Genomic DNA, 20,393 nt, shown 5'->3' on the forward strand with positions numbered 1-20,393 from the left:
GGAGATGCGCTCCTCGACCGAACCGGTCTCGTCGGGGGTGGTACCGAGGACGACGACGCGGCCCGACGGCACGACCTTGCGGATCACCGGCTGCAGGAAGTCGAACATCTCCCGAAGATCCTCGGGCTTGCGGGCGCCGGTGGCGTCGAAGACGAGGCCGCCGAACTTGCCCTCGTAGCCGGCGTCGGCGATCTCGTAGTCGCCCTCGAGCATCGCTCGGATCGGCTCGGCGAGGCGGCCCTCGCCACCGATGAGGACCGGTCCGGTGAGCGCCGGCTCGCCCTTGGCGTAGCGGCGCAGCGGCTCCGGCTGCGGAAGTCCGACGCGGCCGGCGATAAATGCACCGGGCGCCGAGGAGACGAGCTGGGAGTACAGGTCGTTATTGCCCTGAGCCATGAAGTATTCAGTCCTTTGGTTGGAATGTGCGCCCTGCCGACCTCAGACGACCCGAGGTCGACAAGTAACTTACTCGTGAGTAACAATAACCCCCAGATACTCAATTCTGCTACCTCCACGCCCGACCTCGGTGCTACGCAGAGCGGCGGCAACGCTGCCGGGGAGTGTCGGAGAATTCATTGCTCGCGACCCATATTGGAGATTGAGAAGAACATGGCCAACACTGCGCCTCGCAAGGTCGCCATCATCGGTGGCAACCGCATCCCGTTCGCACGCTCGAACGGCAAGTACGCCGATGCTTCGAACCAGGACATGCTGACGGCCTCGATCAACGGCCTTGCGTCCCGCTACAACCTGCAGGACAAGAAGCTCGGCATGGTCGTCGCCGGTGCAGTGCTCAAGCACTCCCGAGACTTCAACCTCGTTCGCGAATCCGTCATCGGTTCCGTGCTCGATTCGTCGACCTCCGCGTTCGACCTTCAGCAGGCCTGTGGCACCGGCCTCGCCTCGGCTATCCAGATCGCTGACGCGATCGCCCTCGGCCGTATCGAGAGCGGCATCGCCGGCGGTTCCGACACGACCTCCGACGCACCGCTCGCCGTGGGCGACGACCTGCGTAAGATCCTCATCAAGGTTTCGGCCGCCAAGACCACCCTCGACCGGGTCAAGCTGCTCGGCGAGATCCGTGCCTCCGGCCTCATCCCGGAGCAGCCGCGCAATGCCGAGCCGCGCACCGGCCTGTCGATGGGCGACCACGCCGCCATCACGGCCCGCGAGATGGGCGTCTCCCGCGAGGATCAGGACGAGCTGGCCGCCACGAGCCACCAGAAGCTCGCCGCCGCTTACGACCGTGGTTTCTTCGACGACCTCGTCACCCCCTTCCTCGGGGTCGCCCGCGACGACAACATGCGTCCGGACTCCAGCGTCGAGAAGCTTTCCAAGCTCAAGCCGGTCTTCGGTAAGAAGGACGCCGAGGCTCACGGCACCGAGGCCACGATGACGGCCGGTAACTCCACCCCGCTCACCGATGGCGCCTCCGCCGTGCTGCTCGGCAGCGAGGAGTGGGCCAAGGAGAACAACCTCCCGGTCCGCGCCTACCTCGTGGACTCCGAGACCGCTGCCGTGGACTTCATCCACGGCCACGACGGCCTCACCCCGGACGGCCTGCTCATGTCCCCGACCTACGCGGTCCCGCGTCTTCTCGAGCGCAACGGCCTCACCCTCCAGGACTTCGACTACTACGAGATCCACGAGGCCTTCGCCTCGCAGGTCCTCGCCACGCTCGCCGCGTGGGAGTCGGCGGAGTACTGCAAGGACCGCCTCGGTCTCGACAAGCCGCTCGGCTCGATCGACCGCGAGAAGCTCAATGTCAACGGCTCCTCGCTCGCCGCGGGCCACCCGTTCGCCGCGACCGGTGGACGCATCCTCGCCTCCGCCGCGAAGCAGCTCGAGGAGAACGGCGGCGGCCGGACCCTCATCTCGATCTGCGCCGCCGGTGGTCAGGGCGTGACCGCCATCATCGAGCGCTAGTAGCGCAAAGCCAAGGCAGCACAAGCTAGGGCGCTGGTCGCCCGATGGCTCTCGGGGCCCGCCGCGTTCATTCGCGGTGGGCCCCTTGTGCTTGCGGTCGACTTTCCGGAAATGGCGAGTCGCGCGGACGTGTGCTGCACATTTGGTTAGGATTGTTAAAGCTGTTACTAGTGTGGCGAATATTTATAGTGTGTTCGTCAGCGATGTCTAAGGATTAGTTCACCTCGCTGGGTAGAATTGCCGGTCGGGGCGTCCGCAAATCGTGCAGTCGGCGACGGGTAGCCGCCACAGATCGTGTCGCGCAACACAGCGCGGGGCGTGTGATCGATGTTGGAGGTGTGGAACGTGGCAGATGGCCGCGAACCACGGGCCGAGCAGTTCAGGCCCGCTTGGGGTTTGCCGGGGCAGTTCGGCGTGGACGACCCCAACGCACATAAGCCCGCGCTGGGCGCCGCAGCCGCGTCCGGCGATGCTCAAACCACCCAAATACCTTCACCGTATGACGGCGGAGCTACCGCGCCCGCGGGACGCCCCGGGCCCTCTCGGCAGGGAAACGAACCGGTGCACGCCTGGTCGCAGTCCTCGGCGGGCGAACCCTCGCGCGGCGGCGTCTACGCGGCAGCCGCAGGCGCAGCGGGCGCAGGCACGCTCGGTGGCGCCGCCGCCGGTTCCCGCAACGCCCCCGGCCCGCAGCACGGCGCCAACCCGTATGCGCCCACGGGCGAACGAGCAGAGCCTGCGGCCCTCGACGGCGTGGAGAACCCCGCCACGGGCGATCAGCGCAGCGCAAACAAGTGGCTCTCGCGTGCCAAATGGACCTACATCGCCGCCGGCGTCTTCATGTTTCTCGCCGTCCTCTACGGCGTCGACCTCGTTACGAGCCTGGGCAAGGTGCCGCGCGGTTCGGAGGTGGCCGGCGTCGAGGTCGGTTCGATGGACTACTCGGACGCCGAGACGAAGCTCGTCGACGAGCTCGGCCCGAGGCTGACGGACCCGATCGCGATCCGCGCCGGCGTGGTCTCGACGGAGCTCGATCCGCAGCAGGTCGGCCTCAGCGTCGACTGGCGCGGCACGCTCGACCGCGCCGGTGAGCAGCCGCTCAACCCGTTTACCCGCCTCATCTCCTTCTTCCGCTCCAAGGAAATCGGCATCGAGAGCCGCATCCCGGACCAGCGGCTCACCGGCTACCTCGAGACCCTCGCCCGCGAGGCGGACCTCGATCCCCGCGAGGGCGCGATCTGGTACGACCGCGCCGAGGTCAAGTCGATCCTCCCGCGCGATGGCCAGAGCGTCCGCATCGAGGACTCGCGCGATGCGGTGCTCGCGCACTGGCTCGACGAGAACGGCGTCGACCTCGCCGTGGACTACACGCCGACGGAAACCGACGCGGACCAGGTCCGCGAGGTCATCGACAAGGTCGCCGAACCCGCAGTGGCCGAACCGGTCACGCTCGTCGGTTCACGCGTCAATCCTGACGGCGGAGAGCCGGAAACGAAGGACGTGCCGCTGCGCGTCAACGAGCGCGAGGAGGGCGATGAAAAGGGCTCGCCGTCGACGACGACCGTGAATATGGTCGACCCGCGCGGGCCGAACGCCGTGCCGGTCGAGTTCCCGCGCGACCGGATCGGTGAGTACCTCACCTTCGAACGTAACGGCAATCGCCTCGAGCCGAAGTACAACGCCGAGGCCGCCAAGGGGATTCTCGACCCGCTGCTCTCGGAAACCCAGACCGAGGGGCGCGACGCGAGCTTCGTGTTCTCGGGCAACTCGGTCACGGTCGAGCCGGCGGTCATGGGCCGCACGGTCCAGTGGGGCCCGCTGCTCGGCGGCCTGCAGGCAGGCCTCCAGGATCGCGGACCGCGCACCGTTCCGGTGTCCTACGAAACCACCGAGCCGGAGCTGAGCACCGAGGACGCAGAGGCCGCGGGCATCCGCGAACGGGTCGGCGAATTCAGCATCGATGTGAGCGCCGGTTCGGCTGCGAACGAGATGATCGCGGCGATCAACGGGCATCTGGTCCGCTCTGGCCAGACGGCGAACCTCGCCGAGCTCGCAGGAACTTACTCCGGCAATACCGGTGCAGACGGGGTCGCAACGGCGTTCTTCAACGCCGCATACGAGGCGGGTTTGACCGAGCTCCAGCGGACCTCTCGCGGCGTCGACGACCCCGCGTTCCCGGTGGCGCGTGACGTCTCGGCCGCCCAGGCGACGAGTTTCAAGAACCAGCAGAACACCGGCGTGGTGATCGAGGCGTTCTCCACCGGCAACCGCATCACGGTGCGCCTGTGGGGCACCTCGCAGTACGAGGTGCGCACCGAAGAGCAGCCGCGCACCAACGTCGAGCGCCCCGAGACCAGGCGCGAGAGCGGTGAGGACTGCCGCCCGAGTGCCGGCCGCGACGGGTACACGGCGGTGGCGACGCGCATCGTCACACAGGGCACGCGAGAGGTCTCTAGGGACACCTTCCGCAGCGTGTACGACCCGGTGGATGCCATTGTCTGTGCGCCTGCGCCCGATCGCGGGGGTGATGGCAACGGCGGCGGCAATAACGGCGGCGACGCCGGCGGAGACGGCGGCGGCGGAGACTCGCCGGCCCCGGCACCGCCGGAGGTGCCGGGCCTGCCGTTCCCGCTGCCGGAAATCCCCGGCATCACCCGTCCCGCTCCGTAGGCGGCGACACGCGGCCACGGCATATCGCGGGCCCGCCTTTCGACCTTTGAGGTCGGGGCGGGCCCGCACCGCATTTCATGCCGGTTCATCCACCGTCGAGCCCGACGCGGCGCAGCAGAAGGCGAGGGCGGCGTCAATCCATCCTTCAACCCGCAGACGTGCGCGACTCGGTGCCCACGCTCCCGAATTGCGCATGAAAAAGCCCCGCACACGGGGCATTCCGTGTGCGGGGCCATTCGGCGGTGCGGGCCCGCCGGGGGACTTAGAACGCGGCTTCGTCCATCTCCATGATGCCGAGATCGACATCGTCGACGAGGTTCTTGACCTGCTGGATCGCCGGAAGCTCGTTACGGGTGAACCACTTCGCAGCCTCGATCTTGCCGGTGTAGAACGACTTGTCGTCGCCGGAGGCGTTGTCGAGCGCAGCAATCGCGACCTCGGCGCCGACGAGCAGTCGCCACGCCATCATGAGATCGCCGAACGCCATGAGCACGCGGACGGAGACGAGGCCGATCTTGTAAAGGTTGGTGGGCTCCTCGGAGGCGCCCATCGCGTACTCGATGGCCTTGCCGATGATGGCCTCGTATGCCTCGATCGACTCGGCGAGGATCTTGCGCTCGGCGTCGAGCTTGCCACCGGACTTGTCGTTATCGATGAATTCCTTCATCTTCGACGACAGGTGGCCGAGCGCCTTTCCCTGGTCTCGGGCGATCTTGCGGAAGAAGAAGTCCTGCGCCTGGATCGCCGTGGTGCCCTCGTAGAGCGAGTCGATCTTGGCGTCGCGGATGTACTGCTCGAGCGGGTAGTCCTGGAGGAAGCCCGAACCGCCGAAGGTCTGGAGCGACTCGGTGAGCACCTCGTAGGCGCGCTCGGAGCCGACACCCTTGACGATCGGGAGCAGCAGGTCGTTGACGCGGAAGGCGAGGCCCTCGTCGGCGCCGGACACGCGCGCGGCGGTTTCCGGGTTCTGGTGCGCGGCGGTGTACATGTACACCGAACGCAGGCCCTCGGAGAACGCCTTCTGGCGCATGAGCGCGCGGCGCACGTCCGGGTGATGGGTGATCGTCACGCGCGGGGCGGTCTTGTCCGTCATCTGCGTGAGGTCGCCGCCCTGCACGCGCTCCTTGGCGTACTCGAGCGCGTTGAGGTAACCGGTCGACAGGGTCGCGATCGCCTTCGTGCCCACCATCATGCGGGCGTGCTCGATGACGTCGAACATCTGGCGGATGCCGAGGTTGAGGTCATCGCCGATGAGCCAGCCCTTGGCCGGAACGCCGTGGCCGCCGAAGGTCAGCTCACACGTGGCCGAGACCTTGAGGCCCATCTTGTGCTCGACGTTGGTGACGAACGCGCCGTTGCGCTCGCCGAGCTCGCCTGTCTGCTCGTCGAAGTGGAACTTCGGCACGTAGAACAGCGACAGACCCTTCGTGCCCGGTCCGGCACCCTCGGGGCGCGCGAGCACGAGGTGGATGACGTTCTCGAACATGTCGTCGGAGTCGGCGGAGGTGATGAACCGCTTGACGCCCTCGATGTGCCACGAGCCGTCATCCTGCTTGATCGCCTTGGTCCGGCCGGCGCCGACGTCGGAACCGGCATCGGGCTCGGTGAGCACCATGGTGGCGCCCCAGTTGCGCTCGACCGCGAGCTCGGCGCGGCGGCGCTGTGCGTCATCGCTGGAGTTCTCGTACGCGACGCCGGCGAAGGCCGGGCCGGCGGCGTACATGAACACGGCCGGGTTGGCGCCGAGGATCAGCTCGCCCCGGGCCCAACCAAGTGCGCTGGGTGCCGGGGTGCCGCCGAGTGCCTCGGGAAGGCCCATCGACCAGAAACCGCTGTCCATGTAGGCGGCCTGCGACTTCTTGAAGTCCTCGGGGATGGACACGGTGTGCGTCTCCGGATCGAAGACCGGCGGGTTACGGTCGGCGGAGGCGAACGACTCGGCGATCGGCCCTTCGGCCAGAGTGGCGATCTCGTGAAGGATGGCCTTGGCGGTGTCGGTGTCCAGGTCGCCGAACTCGCCGGCGTCCAGGGACTCGTTGATGCCGAGGACCTCGAAGAGGTTGAACTCGAGGTCGCGGACGTTGCTCTTGTAATGACCCATGTCGGAAGTCTCACTCCTGGTCTGTTCACGTGGGCTGCTCCCCGCCGCGGCTCTATGGGCGCGTGTGGCCGGAGCAACTCCTTACCAAGGGGAGACTCTAGTCCGCCCCCGCGCGGGAAGCGAAAATGAGGGAGGCCTCAAAAACCGCTATCTACCTGCATTGTTGAGGATTCCCTCACGATTGCGCGTGATCGTCGACAGCGTCGGCTCGGCTGCCGTCGATCCCCGCCCAGGCGTCCGGATCGTGGCGGACGAGTATCACCGTGCGGGATCGGCGCGCGCCGGGCAAGTCCCGTCCGTCGAGAATCTCGAGGATCGCGGCGCGCCCGTCGGCGTCGAGGTGCTCGGTCGGTTCGTCGAGCAGCAGGATCGGCGCGTCGGTGAGCAGCGCTCTCGCGAGCAGGAGCCGGCGACGTTGCCCTCCGGAAAGCGCGGCCCCGCCGCCGGTGAGCACCGTCGACAGCCCCGCGTCCAGAGCACCGACCCAATCGCCGAGCCCGACCGCGCGCAGCACCTCGGTCATCTGCACATCGCTCGCCTCGGGAGCGCCGAGCGCGAGATTGTCCCGCACGGTGGTGGAGAAGACATGCGCGTCGGAGGCGGAGAACACGATGTCCGGCGTCGGCCCCGTCACCTCGCGACCGCCGACGAGCACCCGCCCGCCCATCGCCGGCAGCAGCCCCGCGAGAGTGAGCAGCAGCGTGGTCTTCCCTGCGCCGTTGGGTGCGACAATCGTGCGCCGCTCCCCGCCGGCAATCCTCTCGGAGCGCCGCCCCAGCGAGCCGGTGGACGGCCAACCCCATTCCAGGTCTTCCATCACGAGGTCGGGGAGCACCGGCTGCGCGGCGGAACCACCATGTATGACGTCGGAGTCGCCCGTCTCCTCGGCCCTCCCGATCTCGCGGACCCTGCGCACGGCGCCCTGCGATCGCACCCACGCCGTGGCCGCGGCGGGAAGCGCGTCGACGGCCTCGAACGCGGCCAGCGGAAGCAGTAGAAGCACACCGAGCCACTCGGGCGAATGGCTGCCCGCGGCGCTCACGGCGAGTACGGCGATGAGGATCGCCGAGGCGATTCGCCCGCCCACGGACGCCGCGGAACCGCCTGCGGCACCGGCCGCTCCGAGCCCCTCGGCCCGCGCGAGTGCCCCGGCGGCGCCCTTCGCGCGGGCGACGGCGGCGCCGACCTCCCCGCGCACCCGCATCGTTCCCTGGTCGGCGAGGATCGCGTCGAGCTCGGTGGACCATTCCTCGGACGCCGCGGCACGCTCGCGGTCGACGCGCGCAACGGAGCGGGCGGTGAGCCACGGCGCCAGCACCCCGGACACGAGAAGTCCGCAGGCGAGCACGGCAGCGGCTGCGGGGGAGAGCAGAGCGAGGAAGGCGACCGCCGCGGCGGAGGTCACGGCGGCGACGCCGACGGGGATGGCCACGCGCACGATGGCGTCGCCGATCGCGTCGACGTCAGCCCCTGCGCGCGAGAGGAGCGAGCCGCGCCCGAGCCGCGACAGACGCCCGGGAGGCAGCCCGGCGAGGCCGGAATAGATGCGCACGCGCGTGCGCGCGACGGCCCGCAGCGCGAGGTCGTGGCCGACGAGACGATCGAGGTACCGCAGCACCGCGCGGGAAATGCCGAGCGCACGCACCGCCGTCACCGCGACGGTGAGCTCGAGAACCGGAGGCATCTGCCACGCGCGCATGATGAGCCACGCCGAAACCACGGTGAGCGTCAGCGAGGCGATGAGCGTGAACGACGCCGCCGCCACCGGCGCGACAAGCGAGCGCGCCCGAACTCCCGTGATTTCCGAAAGGTCGCGCAGCTCGGCCCGGATTCCTCCGTGCGTTGCTTCCGGCGCGGTGCGCTGCTCAGCGGTGCTCATACGGCACCTCGATGACGTCGGACGCCGCGTCGAGCAGGCGGTCGTCGTGGCTGGTGACCAGGACGGTGCGTCCGCCGGCGGCCGCCTCCTCCAGGAGGCGGACGACCTCGCGGGCGTGGTGGTCGTCGAGGTGTGCGGTCGGCTCGTCGAGCAGGAGTATCGGGCGCCGGCGGGCGAGCTCGGAATCGAGATCGGCGAGGCGCTGCTGCCCCGTGGACGCGCGCGCCGCGGAGTTCAACGTCCGCTCGGGCGCCGGAGCCTGCGGTAGCCACGCCACCTGCGAGTACAGCGCCTCGCCGGTCGCGACGCGGCCACCCGCGTCGCGTACCTCGGCGGTTCCGGAGACCCCGTCGCGGACGAGGGCGAGCGCCGCGAGGAGCGCCGTGGACTTGCCCGAACCGTTGGGGCCCGCGAGCGCCGTGAGCGACCCGGCACCTGCGCGGGCGGTGAGCCCGGCGGGCGCCGCGCCACCGCGGGAGGGGACTGCGAGCGAGGAGAACACGATCTCGAAGGGGGCGGTAGGTGCGACGTCATCCAGCGGTTCGGTGATGCGCGCACGGGAGCCGGTCGCGGGGTCGAGGAGGGCGAGGACCTCCGCGGCGCCCTCGGCGCCCTCGCGCGCGGAATGGTAGGCGGCGCCGAGCGCGCGGAGCGGGACGTAGAGCTCGCCGATGATGACGAGCACGGTGAGCCCGGCGAACAGGTCGAGGCTACCGGTGACCAGCCGTAGGCCGATGCCGACGGCGACGAGCGCGACCGACAGCGTCGCGAAGAATTCGAGCACGGCGCCGGAGAGGAACGCGATGCGTAGCACCCGCATCGTCGACGAGCGGTGGGATTCGCCGAGGCGGCCGAGCTCGGCGACGGGGGTGTGGGTGCGGCGGAATGCGCGCAGCGTGGGCAGGCCGGCGATGAGATCGAGCATCTGCTCCGACAGCACCGCGAGGCCGCGCAGGCGCGCCGACGTACGTCCCTCGGTGAGCTTGCCGATGAGGATCATGAAGATCGGGATGAGCGGCAGCGTCACGGCGGCGGTGATCGCCGAGGTGAGGTCGAGCCAGCCGATGACGAGAAGGATCGACGGGATCGCTATGAATGTAGAGGCGAGAACGGGCAGGAAGGAACCGAGGTAGGGGCCGATGCCGTCGAGCCCCTCGGTGAGGGCGGTGCGCCAGCGCGCGGAGTCGGCGGTGCGGGTGCGCACGTCCATCAACGCGAGCTCGGCGGCTGCCTGCGTGCGCAGGTCCGCGATGATGCCCGCGGCGGCGAGATGCGCGCTGCGGCGTTCGGCCCACGCGATCGCGATCTGCGCGAACCCGGGCACGGCGAGCACGGCGAGGATGCGGCCGGCGCTCGGAGTGGCCGCGCCCGGGTCGAGGGTCGAGGCGCCGATCCAGCCGATGGCGAGGCCGAACGCGACGATGCTGAGCGTGCGCGCGGCCGCGAGTACCGCGGCGAGCACGATCCAGCGCCGCGCGGGCCGCGACAGTGTGAGCAGCCGCGGGTCGATCGGCGCCCGCGACAGCCCGGGGACGACCGCCTCCGGTTCCACGCCTGGTTCTGTCCCCGTTTCGACGCCCGCGGACGCGGTCATGACTTCTCCGCGGATCCCTCGGTGCTCGCGGTCGCGGGGAGCGCGACCGGGTCGGCCGAGATCCGCTTACTGAACACCCAGTACGTCCACCCCTGGTACAGGATGACGAGCGGGGTGATGAACGCGGCGGTCCACGTGAGGATCGTGAGGGTGTACTCGCTCGAGGAGCCGTTGTGGATGTTCAGCGAGAACGCCGGGTCGACCGAGCTGGGCATGAGGTTGGGGTACAGCGACCCGAAGATCAGCGCGGTGACGGCGAGCGTCGCGATCGACGTGGCGGTAAACGCGATCCCGTCGCGGTGCCCGGCGAGCGCAGCGATTCCGCCGACGACCCCGAGAAGCGCGAGCGCTGCCACGACCCACGTCCAGTCCTTCCCGTAGGAGAGCTGCGTCCACAGCACGAACGCCGCGCCTGCCACAGCGGCGAGGCCGCCGACTATCGGGGTGAGGCGCGAGGCCTCGTCGCGCAGCGTGCCGGTGGTCTTGAGTCGCAGGAACGCGAGCCCGTGGAGGAGGAACACCAGCGTGAACGCGACGCCGCCGAGCAGCGAGTACGGGTGGACGAAATGCACCAGTGTCTCGGCGCCCGAGGACAGTCGCTGCTCGGAGTCGAGCGGCAATCCGGCGAGCATCGACGAGATTGCGATTCCCCAGATGAGTGGGGTCGCCGTGGAACCGGCAACGATTCCGGCGTCGCACCAGCGGCGCCAGCGATCGGTGTTGACCTTCGAGCGCCACTCGAGCGCGACGGCGCGGAAGATGAGCGCGAGGATGATGCCGAACAGGCCGAGGTACAGGCCCGAGAACATCGTCGCGTACCACTCCGGGAACGCGGCGAACATGGCGCCACCGGCGACGATGAGCCACACCTCGTTGCCGTCCCACACGGGGCCGATCGTCGTGATGATCGCCGTGCGCCGCCGCTCGTCCTTACCGAGCATCGGCAGCAGCATGCCGATGCCGAAGTCGAAGCCCTCGAGCAGGAAATACCCGGCGAACAGCACCGCGACGAGGACGAACCACAACACTTCGAGTTCGATTCCGAAAATCATCGTCCCTCGTCCTTTCGATCGTCGCTCGCGGCCGCGCCGCTCGAGGTGAAGGACACGGGGGCTTCGGCCGAGTCGGCCGCACCCGAGTCCGCGCCCGCGGGCGAGCCGTACCCTTCGCCGTCATCGGCGGGGCCGTCCGAGGTCGGTGGGCCGGCGAGCACCGTCTTGCGGATGAGCCAGAACCACACGACGAACAGGGCGCCGTAGACGAGGGTGAAGCCGATGAGCGTGGTCCACACGGTCCACGTGGCGTGGTCGGAGACGCCCATGTCCACGAGCAGGCGGATCTGTTCGGTCCGCGGGTCGCCGCGCGATTCGGGGTTCGGGTGCACCACCCACGGCTGGCGGCCCATCTCGGTGAAGATCCAGCCCGCCGAGTTCGCCAGGAACGGCATCGGCAGGGACACCAGGGCGAGCGTGGACAGCCACGTGCCCCGTCGATCGGTGGGGATCTTTCCCTTCCGGGTGAACCACCAGGCGACGACCGCGAGGAGGAACGAGAAGGCCATGAGGCCGATCATCGCGCGGAAGGACCAGTAGGTGACGAAGAGGTTGGGGGCGTAGTTGCCGGGTCCGTACATGGCCTGCGACTGCGCCTGCAGGTCCTGGACCCCCTCGAGGGTGACGCCGCTGAACTTGCCTTCGGCGAGGAACGGAAGCACGAACGGCACCTTGATGAGGTGCATCACCGAATCGCAATTATTGTGCGTGCCGACCGTGAGGACGGAGAACATCGGATCGCTCTCGGTGTGGCACAGCGATTCCGCCGACGCCATCTTCATCGGTTGCTGCTCGAACATGAGCTTGGCCTGCGTGTCACCGGTGAAGAACAGGCCGAAGCTCGCGATGACGACCGTGACGATGCCGACGAGCAACGCCGGGCGGTGCGCGGAGGCGCGGACGTTTTCGGGCGCGGAATCCGCCGCGGAATCCGCCCCGTCCGCAGCTTCCGCCACGCCGCGCCGCGCCTCGCGCACCATCGACCAGCAGGCGACGCCGAGGACGAACGTGCCTGCGGTGAGGAACGACCCGGCGACCGCGTGGGAGAACGCGGCGAGAGCGGTGTTGTTGGTGAGCAGCGCGACGAAGTCGACGAGCTCGGCGCGCCCGGTCTCCGGGTTCCATTCGGCGCCGACCGGATGCTGCATAAACGAGTTCGCGACGATGATGAAGTACGCCGACAGGTTGACCGCCACCGCGACGATCCAGATGCACGTGAGGTGTAGCCAGCGCGGCAGGCGGGTCCAGCCGAAGATCCACAGACCGAGGAACGTCGACTCGAGGAAGAACGCGGCGAGACCTTCGAGTGCGAGCGGCCCGCCGAAGACGTCTCCGACCGTGCGGGAGAATTCCGACCAGTTCATCCCGAACTGGAACTCCTGCACGATGCCCGTGACCACGCCCATGGCGAAGTTGACGAGGAAGACGGTGCCGAAGAAGCGTGTCGCGCGGTACCAGCGTGGGTTGTCGGTGGCGACCCACATGGTCTGCATGAACGCGACGAGTGGCGCGAGTCCGATGGTCAGCGGGACGAAAATGAAGTGGTAGACGGTGGTGATTCCGAATTGCCACCTGGAGATATCGACTAGGTCCATGGGAGAAGCCAATCCCTTCGCACTGCGCACGGGGACGGGCGGCCAAAGTGGCGCGCCGGGTGGCCATCCGGGCCGGTCCGGCGGTCCCGCCTAAGCGCTGTCACGATTTACCCTAAGCCCTCGATGTGCTGAAAGCGCTACGTTCTCGCGTCCCGTTTTCGGCGCCGTCGAGCCCCGGAGCGACGAATGTAACCGCGACCACCGCGAAACGGGAAACCCTAGGAGCCGGTAGTGGATACGCGCTGGTCGTGGCTCGGAATAATGGTTGATGTGACACGGAGTGCCAAATTAAGTAGATCCCTTTAACATGCCTGGTTCGGGGGTGAAAACACCGCGTTCGGGGTGGCTTCGGAACGGCTGGCTGCACCGGTAGTTCCGCCGCCGCGGCGCCTGTCGGGGTTCTTCTCGGCGCGCCGCGGGTCCATACTGTTAACCATGGCATCGACACCACTGCACCGAATGCTGGGTCAGCCGCGCGCGTTCCAGATGCTCGCGCGGATCTACCCGCCCCTGCTCGGCGCGGGCATCAGGGTCACCTCAATCTCGCCCGACTGGACGCGCGGGGAGCTCTCGATGCACGTGTACCCGTGGAACGCGAACCACAATGGCACCGCGTTCGGCGGCGCGCTGTTCTCGGCGACCGACGTGCTCTACGGGACGATGCTCGCCGGTCAGCTCGGCGGCGGATTCTCGGTCGCCACGAAAGAGGCGACCGTCCGTTTCCTGCGTCCGGGTCGCGGACGCATGTCGTGCACCGTCGAGGTGCCGCGCACCGAGGCGGATCGGGTGATGGAACAGCTGCAAACGTCGTCCGGCGTGGACGTGCGCCACCTCGCCACCCTGTACGACCCCAAGGGGCGCGCCATCGTCGAGGCCGAACATGTATTGCGGGTGAAGAGGCGCAAGTGAGCAAGGATCCTCGCCCGGAAACCGGCCCGCCCGCGGACCCGTCCGCGCCGGCCGGGGACATCGAGCGCCGCGAGAACCGGCAGCCCTCCACGCTGCGTCGGGCGGCGCGCTCGACCGGGAACGCTGTGGCGCTCGCGGCCCACGAGGTGCGCAACGCCCCGGCCCGCGGGTGGCTGTTCGCCGAGCGGGTTGCCGCGCTGGCCGCGCGTGCCGGCGACACGCGCGTGGCGATGTCCGACGTCATCCAGGCCTTGTGGGAGTTGGCCGAGAACTCCGAGGCCAACGTGATGCACGTGGTCAACGGGCCGCTGGGTCCGGAGCGGACGAACATGCGGCTGTCGCCGAAGGAACTGCGCGCGCAGGCCGAGGGTGCTGGCGGCGCGGCGCAGCGGCCCGGCGCGATGGGCGAGAGCGAAACCCACTATGCGGCGGACGGCGAGACTGACTCCGATGCCGGCCCGCGGGTGCGGATGCAGACCGGCGGAATGCTCAGCTCGGACGAGGCCGTGATGGTCGAGCTCGACGTGCCCGAGCGCCATCTCGACGCTGTGATCGCCAAGCTCGAGGCCGTGGGGCTGGCCACGGAGGAGCTCGGCAGGCAGTTGCGCGGCTTGCCCTCGCACGCGCTCCCGCTGCGCGGCGGCAAACGCCGGTAACCTCGCAGACGTCCCGATGGGACCACCGACGATAAGGAGCGCGTTATGGTTCTCGAAAGCGGCACGCTGCCCGTGATCCCCGGTAAGGAAGAGGAATTCGAGGCGGCATTCGAGCAGGCCAAGAGCCTCATCGCCGGATCCCCCGGCTGCATTTCCGTCGAGCTTCGCCGCAAGGTCGAGGTGCCGAACGAATACCTTCTGCTCGTGCAATGGGAGACGATCGAGGACCACACCGAGGGCTTCCGCGGCTCCGAGGCGTTCACCGCCTGGCGCGAGCTGCTGCACCACTTTTACGAGCCCAAGCCGGTGATGGAGCACTTTACATTTGTAGCGGGCGAGACGGGCGTAGCCGGTTCCTAACTCGTTTCACCTATGACGGCGGACGTGCCGGTTACTCGGAGTCGCGCTTGCTTTCGAGCTCGTTGATCCGGTTCGCGGCCTTCCGGAGACGTTCCTTGCGGTCCTCGGCGACCGACTCCTTGATCTCGTCGTAAATTTCCTCATCCTCGTCGGTGTACTTGAGGATCATCCGCGGCACCGACAGCGTGACGATGAGCGAGGGCCACACGACCCAGGCGTAGCTCCAGTCGAGCGCGAGCTGCATGATGAGGAACGCGACGAGGGTGACGCCGATGATTATCCAGTCGAGCGATTCGACGAGCTCTCCCCGCTTGCGCAGCGATTCCAGCTCCGCCTCGTCCGAGGCGGGCTCGAGGTCCTTGCCGGGCGTGGTTTTGCCCTCGGGCGCCGGATTCTCGGGCGAGGCGGGCACGGCGATCTCGCGCTTGACCAACACTCCGCGAGAGACCTCGAGCGGAACCCCGCCGGGGAGACCGGTGAACAGGTCGTCGAGCTCGCGGACCCGGCGCGCGTCGGCAGCGCGCCCCGACAGCTCCTCGAACTCGGACATGTCGATGCGCCCGGTCGCGTAATGCTCGCCGAGAGCGTTGAGCGCATGTAGGCGCTCGTCATCGCTCAGGCGCAGGTTCTCGCTGTCGTCGGCGGCCATTTCTGTCCCACTCCCCGGGTCCGGCGTGCGTGTTGCAGTCCTCACCCAAGCCTAGCCGGACCCGGGGAGTCCGATTATGCGGCGTCGACGACCCCGCAGCCCACGCGGTCCCCGGCGTCGCCGGTCTTCAGCGAGTCCTCGTCGGGAGCGGGGGCATAGCGCTCGGGAATGTGCGCGAAGTTGTCCGCGCCCGCGTGTATCATCACCGCAGTGCCGCCGTCGGCGCTGAGATCCTCGGGCGTGAACCGGTCCGTCTGGAAGGACGTCTCGGCCTTCCCGTTCTCCATCACGAGCAGCGAAGGCATGTCCCCGGCGTGGTCGGGGTGATCGGCATCGTCGGGGTTGAGGTGCGATCCTGCCGAGTGGAAGGCGGCGTGCTCGCCGTCCTCGTCCGTGCCGTGTGGTTCGCACTGCCCGGTGTCGTGGATGTGGAAGCCATAGAAGCCCGGGTCCAGGCCCTCGAGGGAGGCGGTCACCTCGGTGGCACCGTCGACCTCGGCGAACGAGACCGTGCCCAATTCCTTGCCGGACTCGTCGAGCACTTTCGCGGTCGCGTCGGCATCGGCGTCCGCGCCGTCCTCGCCCGTCGCGCCCGCTTGTTCTGCGCTCGCGGTGGACTCGGCGCCGCCTGCGGAGGAGGTATCTCCGGCGTCATCCGAACCACATGCGGCGAGGCAGAGCAATGCGGCGGCGCCGATGCCGAGGGCGAGGCGGCCCGTGGCGTGTCGTCGATTTTCGTTGGCAATTGTGCGCACGTCGACTCCTTGAGATCGGGTGGTCGGGGCCATCGGTCCCTATCTCCAGCCCTACACGACTCGCGCGCGGAGTAGAAGGGGGAGCGTGCGGGTAGGGGCAATTGCGCAGGGAAATCAGGCCCGGCGTAGGGTATGCCCGTCCGCGATGAAGGAGGCAATGTGGCAGCTGAGGTGGGACCGAATTCACCTGACGGGGACGTCGAGGAAGCGGGCGGGCCCGCTGCCGTGAGCGGACAGGAGCAGGAGTCGCGCGGCCTGTCGCGGCAGCTCGCCAACCGGCATATCCAGCTCATCGCCATCGGCGGCGCCATCGGGACCGGGCTGTTCATGGGCTCGGGCAAGACCATTTCGCTCGCCGGTCCTTCCGTGCTGTTCGTGTACATGATCATCGGCGGGATGCTGTTCTTCGTGATGCGCGCGATGGGCGAGCTGCTTCTGTCGAACACGAACTACCATTCTTTCGCCGATTTCGCCGGCGACCTCCTCGGCCCGTGGGCCGGATTCTTCACCGGCTGGACGTACTGGTTCTGCTGGATCGTCACCGGCATCGCCGATGTCATCGCCATCGCCGGATACACCACGTTTTGGTGGCCGGACCTGCCGTTGTGGATCCCCGCGCTGGCCACGGTTGCCGTGCTCATCGGGCTCAACCTCGTCACGGTCAAGGCATTCGGGGAGACCGAGTTCTGGTTCGCGATGGTGAAGATCGTCGCTATCGTCGCGCTCATCGTCGTCGGGTTGGTGATGGTGTTCTCGCACTTCTCCGCGCCGAACGGGGCGCAGGCGGAATTCGCGAACCTGTGGGACGACGGCGGCATGTTCCCCACCGGGTTCATGGGCTTCGTCGCCGGCTTCCAGATCGCCTCGTTCGCGTTCGTGGGTATCGAGCTCGTCGGCACCGCGGCAGCGGAGACCAAGGACCCGGAGAAGACCCTGCCCAAGGCGATCAACGCGATTCCCGTGCGCGTCGCGCTGTTCTACGTCGTCGCGCTGCTCGTCATCCTCGCCGTGACGCCGTGGCGCGAGATCTCCCCTGACAATAGTCCCTTCGTCGCGATGTTCTCGCTCGCCGGGTTCGGGATCGCCGCTTCGGTGATCAACTTCGTCGTGCTCACCTCCGCCGCGTCCTCCGCGAACTCGGGAATCTACTCGACCTCGCGGATGGTGTACGGGCTGTCGTGGCACAGCGACGCGCCCCCGTGGTTCGCGCGCCTGTCCTCGCGCCGCGTGCCCTCGAATGCGCTGTACCTGTCCGGCGTCTTCCTGCTTACCGGGGTGGTGATGGTGATGGTCGGCGACTCGATCATCGATGCGTTCACCATCGTCACCACCGTGTCCTCGCTGTGCTTCATGTTCGTGTGGACGATGATCCTCGCGAGCTACATGGCCTTTCGCCGCAAGTTCCCGGAACGGCATGCGGCCTCGAAGTTCAAGATGCCCGGCGGAATCGTGATGTGCTGGGTCGTTATCGCGTTCTTCGCCTTCCTCATCTGGGCTCTCACACAGAAGGAAGACACCCTACAGGCGCTCCTCGTCACACCGATCTGGTTCGTGGTTCTCGCTATCGCGTGGCTTCTGTTGCGGCGCACTCCGGTACAGAAGTCGCGTATCAGCGCCTTCCGCGAGGGGCGAAGCGAGTTCTGATTCCCACGACCGGCGGCGCCGTGGAATGCTGGACGACATGGCAGAGCCGAACGAGCGAACGCGACGGCTGGAGGATCTCGTCCGGCTGCGGCGAGTTCGCGACCGGATCGACCGGGAGTTCGCTTCGCCTCTCGACGTGGAGTCCCTCGCCCGCGGGGAGTACATGTCCGCTGGTCATCTGAGCCGGCAGTTCAAAGCCGCCTACGGCGAATCGCCATACTCCTACGTGATGACTCGGCGTGTGGAACGGGCGATGAGCATGCTGCGCGGCGGCGACCGGAGCGTGACCGAGATCTGCTTCGCCGTAGGGTTCTCCTCGCTTGGCACCTTCAGCACGCGGTTCTCCGAGTTGGTCGGCGTCTCGCCGAGCGCCTACCGCGAGTTTGCGGCCTCAGGGGAGATCGGGACCCTCTCTCCGTGTGTCCTGCGCCGGGTCGACAGGCCGGTCAGGAATCGAGAAGCGCGTCCGCCGTCAGCGCCATAGTGTGTGGTGCATGAGCCTTTCCATTCACCAAAGTTTCCTTCCCTTCACCGACGCCGAGGAGTCGCTGCGCTTCTATCGCGACGCGCTTGGCTTCGAGGTACGTCTGGACGTCGGCGAAGGCGCCATGCGCTGGATCACCCTCGGCGCCCCCGGGCAACCCGACACCTCGGTCGTTCTCGAGCCGGCGGTGTCCGACCCGGGCGTCACCCAATCCGAGGCCGAGATGATCGCAGAGATGATGGCCAAGGGAACCTACGCCGGCCTCAACCTCGCCTCGACCACACTCGATGCCGACTTCGACAAGATCGTGGCGGCGGGCGGCGAGGTCGTTCAGGAACCGACTGATCAGGTCTACGGCCTTCGCGATTGTGCCCTGCGCGATCCGGCGGGAAACCTCATCCGCATTCAGCAACTACAGAAGTAGGGGAGACCGTCGTGGCGAAACAAGAAGGTACGGGTTTCAGCGAATTCGAGCTCGCGGCGATGAAAGAACGCGCTGCGGAGCTGCGCGCGGAGAAGGGCGGAAAGAAGAAGGCCGACAACCTCGCCTCGCTCCACGAGAAGATCGAGGAAATGCCGGACGAGGAGAAGACCATCGCCCTCGCGCTGCATCAAATCGTCGGCGAAGTCGCGCCGGACCTCGCTCCGCGCACCTGGTACGGGATGCCGGCCTACGACAAGGAAGGCAAGGTCCTGCTCTTCCTCCAGGGTGCGACGAAGTTCGAGACGAGGTACACGACGCTAGGCTTCAATGACACGGCCGCGCTCGACGACGGCGAGATGTGGGCAACGTCCTTCGCGATTCCCGCACTCACCGATACGGTGCGCGAAAGGATCACCGACCTCGTCACACGCGCAGTCGGGAAGTAAAAGACCACAAGGGGTGGGGGATGACGGAAGAGTCTCGGCACGGGACGGGGCGGATAGTTCGGGCAGACCGGAGGATTTCGGCGGCACCGGCGAAGGTTTTCGAGCTCATCGCCGATCCTGCTCGGCAGCCCGAGTGGGACGGCAACGACAATCTGGGCGAGGCTGCCGAAGGGCAGCGCGTCCGCGCCGTCGGCGACGTGTTCACCATGACGATCACCAAGGGCGTTGACCGCGACAACACCGTGGTCGAGTTCGCCGAGGGGGAGCTCATCGCGTGGCGGCCGAGCGTGCCCGGCGAGCCCGCACCCGGCCATCTATGGCGATGGGAGATCGCAGACCAAGGCGACGGGACCTGCGTCGTCACCCATACCTACGACTGGACCGACCTGACGGACACCGCACGCATGAAGTGGGCGGCGGCCACCACTCCGGAGTGGCTCGCAAGGTCCATCGAGCGGCTCGCGGCGCTGGCCGAAGGCTGAAACGGCCAACTCGCGAGCACTATTTCGCGGTCGCGCCCCAACCGTGGACCTTGTCGATCGAGATCCACACGTCGACGCGCGGCTGGTCCCGCACCGGGTACGGGTTGCCCGTGTAGTGGCGCGAGATCTTGTCGATGCCTTCGAGCTCGGGGTCGTCGGCGATCTCCACGACGCGGCCCTGGATGGAGACGTGCGAGTACCAGTCCCCATCGGCGAGCACGGTGAGCGAGACGCGCGGATCGCGCTTGAGGTGCTGCAGGCGGACGCGGCTGCCGTCGAGGTTGAAGCGGATGCGGTCGCCTTCGAGGAGATACCACGTCGCCACCGTCACGGGCGTGCCGTCCTTGCGGAGCGTCGCCATCACCGAAGGATTCGGTTTGGCCAGGAATTCGAACTGCTGAGTCGAGGGTGTCTCGGCCATGGGATGTCTCCTTTTTCGGGGATCGGTGCCGCCCAGCGTACGCCGGGCGAATGCGGGTTCGTCGCGCGTTTACCTGCCTGACCCGGCAACTTTTCCCGCTCGTTTCCGGGGCTGGATACGTTAACGCCATGGCGGCATCGACGTATTCCCGAAGATCATTTATGACGGCGGGCACCGCGGCTCTCGCCGTCGGCGCATTCGCGGCGGGAACAGGACGCGTCGCCGCGGCCCAGACCGGCTCCTCCGCCCGCGATAACCTCGCCGCGCTCGACCTCGAGGTGATGACGGTGACCGACACCTCCATCGCCCTGAGCTGGACGACCTATGCGCTGGGCGGCGGCCCCAC

The 20,393-nt window shown here is 67.9% G+C and carries 18 protein-coding genes and 2 pseudogenes; 11 read left to right on the forward strand and 9 right to left on the reverse strand.

The genetic code is table 11. The features are described 5' to 3' along the window. Positions 1 to 396, reverse strand: a pseudogene (locus K8V11_RS12635) (short chain dehydrogenase); the annotation flags it as partial. A gap of 213 nt (positions 397 to 609) precedes the next feature. On the opposite strand from K8V11_RS12635, the gene K8V11_RS12640 reads away from it, so the two are divergent. Further along, a complete protein-coding gene (locus K8V11_RS12640; protein ID WP_303914889.1) occupies positions 610 to 1,926 on the forward strand; it encodes an acetyl-CoA C-acetyltransferase in 1,317 nt (438 codons plus the stop codon). A gap of 345 nt (positions 1,927 to 2,271) precedes the next feature. Further along, a complete protein-coding gene (locus K8V11_RS12645) occupies positions 2,272 to 4,596 on the forward strand; it encodes a VanW family protein (RefSeq protein WP_303914892.1) in 2,325 nt (774 codons plus the stop codon). A 262-nt stretch (positions 4,597 to 4,858) separates the two neighbouring features. Here K8V11_RS12645 and K8V11_RS12650 read toward each other — a convergent pair whose 3' ends face one another. The 5 genes from K8V11_RS12650 to K8V11_RS12670 all read right to left on the reverse strand — a co-directional run bounded on the left by K8V11_RS12650 (position 4,859) and on the right by K8V11_RS12670 (position 12,817). Beyond that, the gene (locus K8V11_RS12650; RefSeq protein WP_303914895.1) at positions 4,859 to 6,697 is read right to left on the reverse strand and encodes an acyl-CoA dehydrogenase; all 1,839 of its coding nucleotides are present in this window, start codon (positions 6,695 to 6,697) and stop codon (positions 4,859 to 4,861) included. Between the two features lie 175 nt (positions 6,698 to 6,872). Continuing rightward, a complete protein-coding gene (gene cydC, locus K8V11_RS12655) occupies positions 6,873 to 8,576 on the reverse strand; it encodes a thiol reductant ABC exporter subunit CydC (RefSeq protein ID WP_303914898.1) in 1,704 nt (567 codons plus the stop codon). Beyond that, complete coding sequence (locus K8V11_RS12660; RefSeq protein WP_303914901.1) at positions 8,563 to 10,170, reverse strand: ABC transporter ATP-binding protein/permease; 1,608 nt, start codon at positions 10,168 to 10,170, stop codon at positions 8,563 to 8,565. Before K8V11_RS12660 ends, cydC begins: the two co-directional genes overlap by 14 nt. Next, positions 10,167 to 11,210: a cytochrome d ubiquinol oxidase subunit II gene (cydB, locus tag K8V11_RS12665; RefSeq protein WP_303914935.1), complete on the reverse strand. Its 1,044-nt coding sequence runs from the start codon at positions 11,208 to 11,210 to the stop codon at positions 10,167 to 10,169. Before cydB ends, K8V11_RS12660 begins: the two co-directional genes overlap by 4 nt. 8 nt (positions 11,211 to 11,218) lie before the next feature. Then, positions 11,219 to 12,817 (reverse strand): cytochrome ubiquinol oxidase subunit I, encoded by a 1,599-nt coding sequence (locus K8V11_RS12670; RefSeq protein ID WP_303914904.1) that lies wholly within the window; start codon positions 12,815 to 12,817, stop codon positions 11,219 to 11,221. 435 nt (positions 12,818 to 13,252) lie between these two features. On the opposite strand from K8V11_RS12670, the gene K8V11_RS12675 reads away from it, so the two are divergent. From K8V11_RS12675 to K8V11_RS12685, 3 genes are read left to right on the forward strand one after another with little or no spacing between them, the layout of a single operon-like run. Beyond that, a complete protein-coding gene (locus K8V11_RS12675; protein ID WP_303914907.1) occupies positions 13,253 to 13,726 on the forward strand; it encodes a DUF4442 domain-containing protein in 474 nt (157 codons plus the stop codon). After that, a complete protein-coding gene (locus K8V11_RS12680) occupies positions 13,723 to 14,382 on the forward strand; it encodes a hypothetical protein (protein ID WP_303914910.1) in 660 nt (219 codons plus the stop codon). Before K8V11_RS12675 ends, K8V11_RS12680 begins: the two co-directional genes overlap by 4 nt. Before the next feature lie 45 nt (positions 14,383 to 14,427). Then, positions 14,428 to 14,742 carry an antibiotic biosynthesis monooxygenase gene (locus tag K8V11_RS12685; RefSeq protein ID WP_303914913.1) on the forward strand — a complete coding sequence of 105 codons (315 nt, stop codon included), beginning with the start codon at positions 14,428 to 14,430 and terminating at the stop codon, positions 14,740 to 14,742. 31 nt (positions 14,743 to 14,773) lie between these two features. Here the strand turns inward: K8V11_RS12685 and K8V11_RS12690 are convergent, their stop codons facing one another. Both K8V11_RS12690 and K8V11_RS12695 read right to left on the reverse strand, forming a co-directional pair. Continuing rightward, on the reverse strand, positions 14,774 to 15,391 hold the full coding sequence (locus K8V11_RS12690; protein ID WP_303914916.1) for a DUF1707 domain-containing protein: 618 nt from the start codon (positions 15,389 to 15,391) through the stop codon (positions 14,774 to 14,776). A gap of 74 nt (positions 15,392 to 15,465) precedes the next feature. Next, complete coding sequence (locus tag K8V11_RS12695; protein WP_303914919.1) at positions 15,466 to 16,146, reverse strand: superoxide dismutase family protein; 681 nt, start codon at positions 16,144 to 16,146, stop codon at positions 15,466 to 15,468. A 225-nt stretch (positions 16,147 to 16,371) separates the two neighbouring features. On the opposite strand from K8V11_RS12695, the gene cycA reads away from it, so the two are divergent. The 5 genes from cycA to K8V11_RS12720 are packed head-to-tail and all read left to right on the forward strand — an operon-like array spanning position 16,372 to position 19,626. Next, complete coding sequence (cycA, locus tag K8V11_RS12700; RefSeq protein WP_303914938.1) at positions 16,372 to 17,790, forward strand: D-serine/D-alanine/glycine transporter; 1,419 nt, start codon at positions 16,372 to 16,374, stop codon at positions 17,788 to 17,790. A 37-nt stretch (positions 17,791 to 17,827) separates the two neighbouring features. Next, positions 17,828 to 18,274, forward strand: a complete 447-nt coding sequence (locus tag K8V11_RS12705; protein ID WP_303914922.1) for a helix-turn-helix transcriptional regulator — start codon at positions 17,828 to 17,830, stop codon at positions 18,272 to 18,274. A gap of 10 nt (positions 18,275 to 18,284) precedes the next feature. Continuing rightward, positions 18,285 to 18,698, forward strand: coding sequence for a VOC family protein (locus K8V11_RS12710; protein ID WP_303914923.1), 414 nt, complete (start codon positions 18,285 to 18,287; stop codon positions 18,696 to 18,698). Positions 18,699 to 18,709: 11 nt separating this feature from the next. Next, complete coding sequence (locus tag K8V11_RS12715) at positions 18,710 to 19,144, forward strand: iron chaperone (protein WP_369693080.1); 435 nt, start codon at positions 18,710 to 18,712, stop codon at positions 19,142 to 19,144. Positions 19,145 to 19,164: 20 nt separating this feature from the next. Beyond that, on the forward strand, positions 19,165 to 19,626 hold the full coding sequence (locus tag K8V11_RS12720) for an SRPBCC family protein (protein WP_303914928.1): 462 nt from the start codon (positions 19,165 to 19,167) through the stop codon (positions 19,624 to 19,626). Positions 19,627 to 19,645: 19 nt separating this feature from the next. Here K8V11_RS12720 and K8V11_RS12725 read toward each other — a convergent pair whose 3' ends face one another. After that, positions 19,646 to 20,047, reverse strand: a complete 402-nt coding sequence (locus tag K8V11_RS12725; protein WP_303914931.1) for a PPOX class F420-dependent oxidoreductase — start codon at positions 20,045 to 20,047, stop codon at positions 19,646 to 19,648. Positions 20,048 to 20,175: 128 nt separating this feature from the next. Here K8V11_RS12725 and K8V11_RS12730 point away from each other — a divergent pair. Then, positions 20,176 to 20,393: pseudogene (locus tag K8V11_RS12730) on the forward strand (hypothetical protein); the annotation flags it as partial.

It is taken from the genome of Dietzia timorensis (assembly GCF_020742175.1).
GTDB classification, from domain to species: domain Bacteria; phylum Actinomycetota; class Actinomycetes; order Mycobacteriales; family Mycobacteriaceae; genus Dietzia; species Dietzia timorensis_A.

Bases quoted from the DNA above. Each gene is read 5' to 3' on its own strand.
- K8V11_RS12685 (WP_303914913.1), top strand. From the start codon at position 14,428: ATGGTTCTCGAAAGCGGCACGCTGCCCGTGATCCCCGGTAAGGAAGAG.
- K8V11_RS12705 (WP_303914922.1), top strand. From the start codon at position 17,828: ATGGCAGAGCCGAACGAGCGAACGCGACGGCTGGAGGATCTCGTCCGG.
- K8V11_RS12725 (WP_303914931.1), bottom strand. From the start codon at position 20,047: ATGGCCGAGACACCCTCGACTCAGCAGTTCGAATTCCTGGCCAAACCG.
- K8V11_RS12710 (WP_303914923.1), top strand. From the start codon at position 18,285: ATGAGCCTTTCCATTCACCAAAGTTTCCTTCCCTTCACCGACGCCGAG.
- K8V11_RS12675 (WP_303914907.1), top strand. From the start codon at position 13,253: ATGGCATCGACACCACTGCACCGAATGCTGGGTCAGCCGCGCGCGTTC.
- K8V11_RS12650 (WP_303914895.1), bottom strand. From the start codon at position 6,697: ATGGGTCATTACAAGAGCAACGTCCGCGACCTCGAGTTCAACCTCTTC.
- K8V11_RS12660 (WP_303914901.1), bottom strand. From the start codon at position 10,170: ATGACCGCGTCCGCGGGCGTCGAAACGGGGACAGAACCAGGCGTGGAA.
- K8V11_RS12640 (WP_303914889.1), top strand. From the start codon at position 610: ATGGCCAACACTGCGCCTCGCAAGGTCGCCATCATCGGTGGCAACCGC.
- K8V11_RS12670 (WP_303914904.1), bottom strand. From the start codon at position 12,817: ATGGACCTAGTCGATATCTCCAGGTGGCAATTCGGAATCACCACCGTC.
- cydC (WP_303914898.1), bottom strand. From the start codon at position 8,576: ATGAGCACCGCTGAGCAGCGCACCGCGCCGGAAGCAACGCACGGAGGA.
- K8V11_RS12690 (WP_303914916.1), bottom strand. From the start codon at position 15,391: ATGGCCGCCGACGACAGCGAGAACCTGCGCCTGAGCGATGACGAGCGC.
- K8V11_RS12720 (WP_303914928.1), top strand. From the start codon at position 19,165: ATGACGGAAGAGTCTCGGCACGGGACGGGGCGGATAGTTCGGGCAGAC.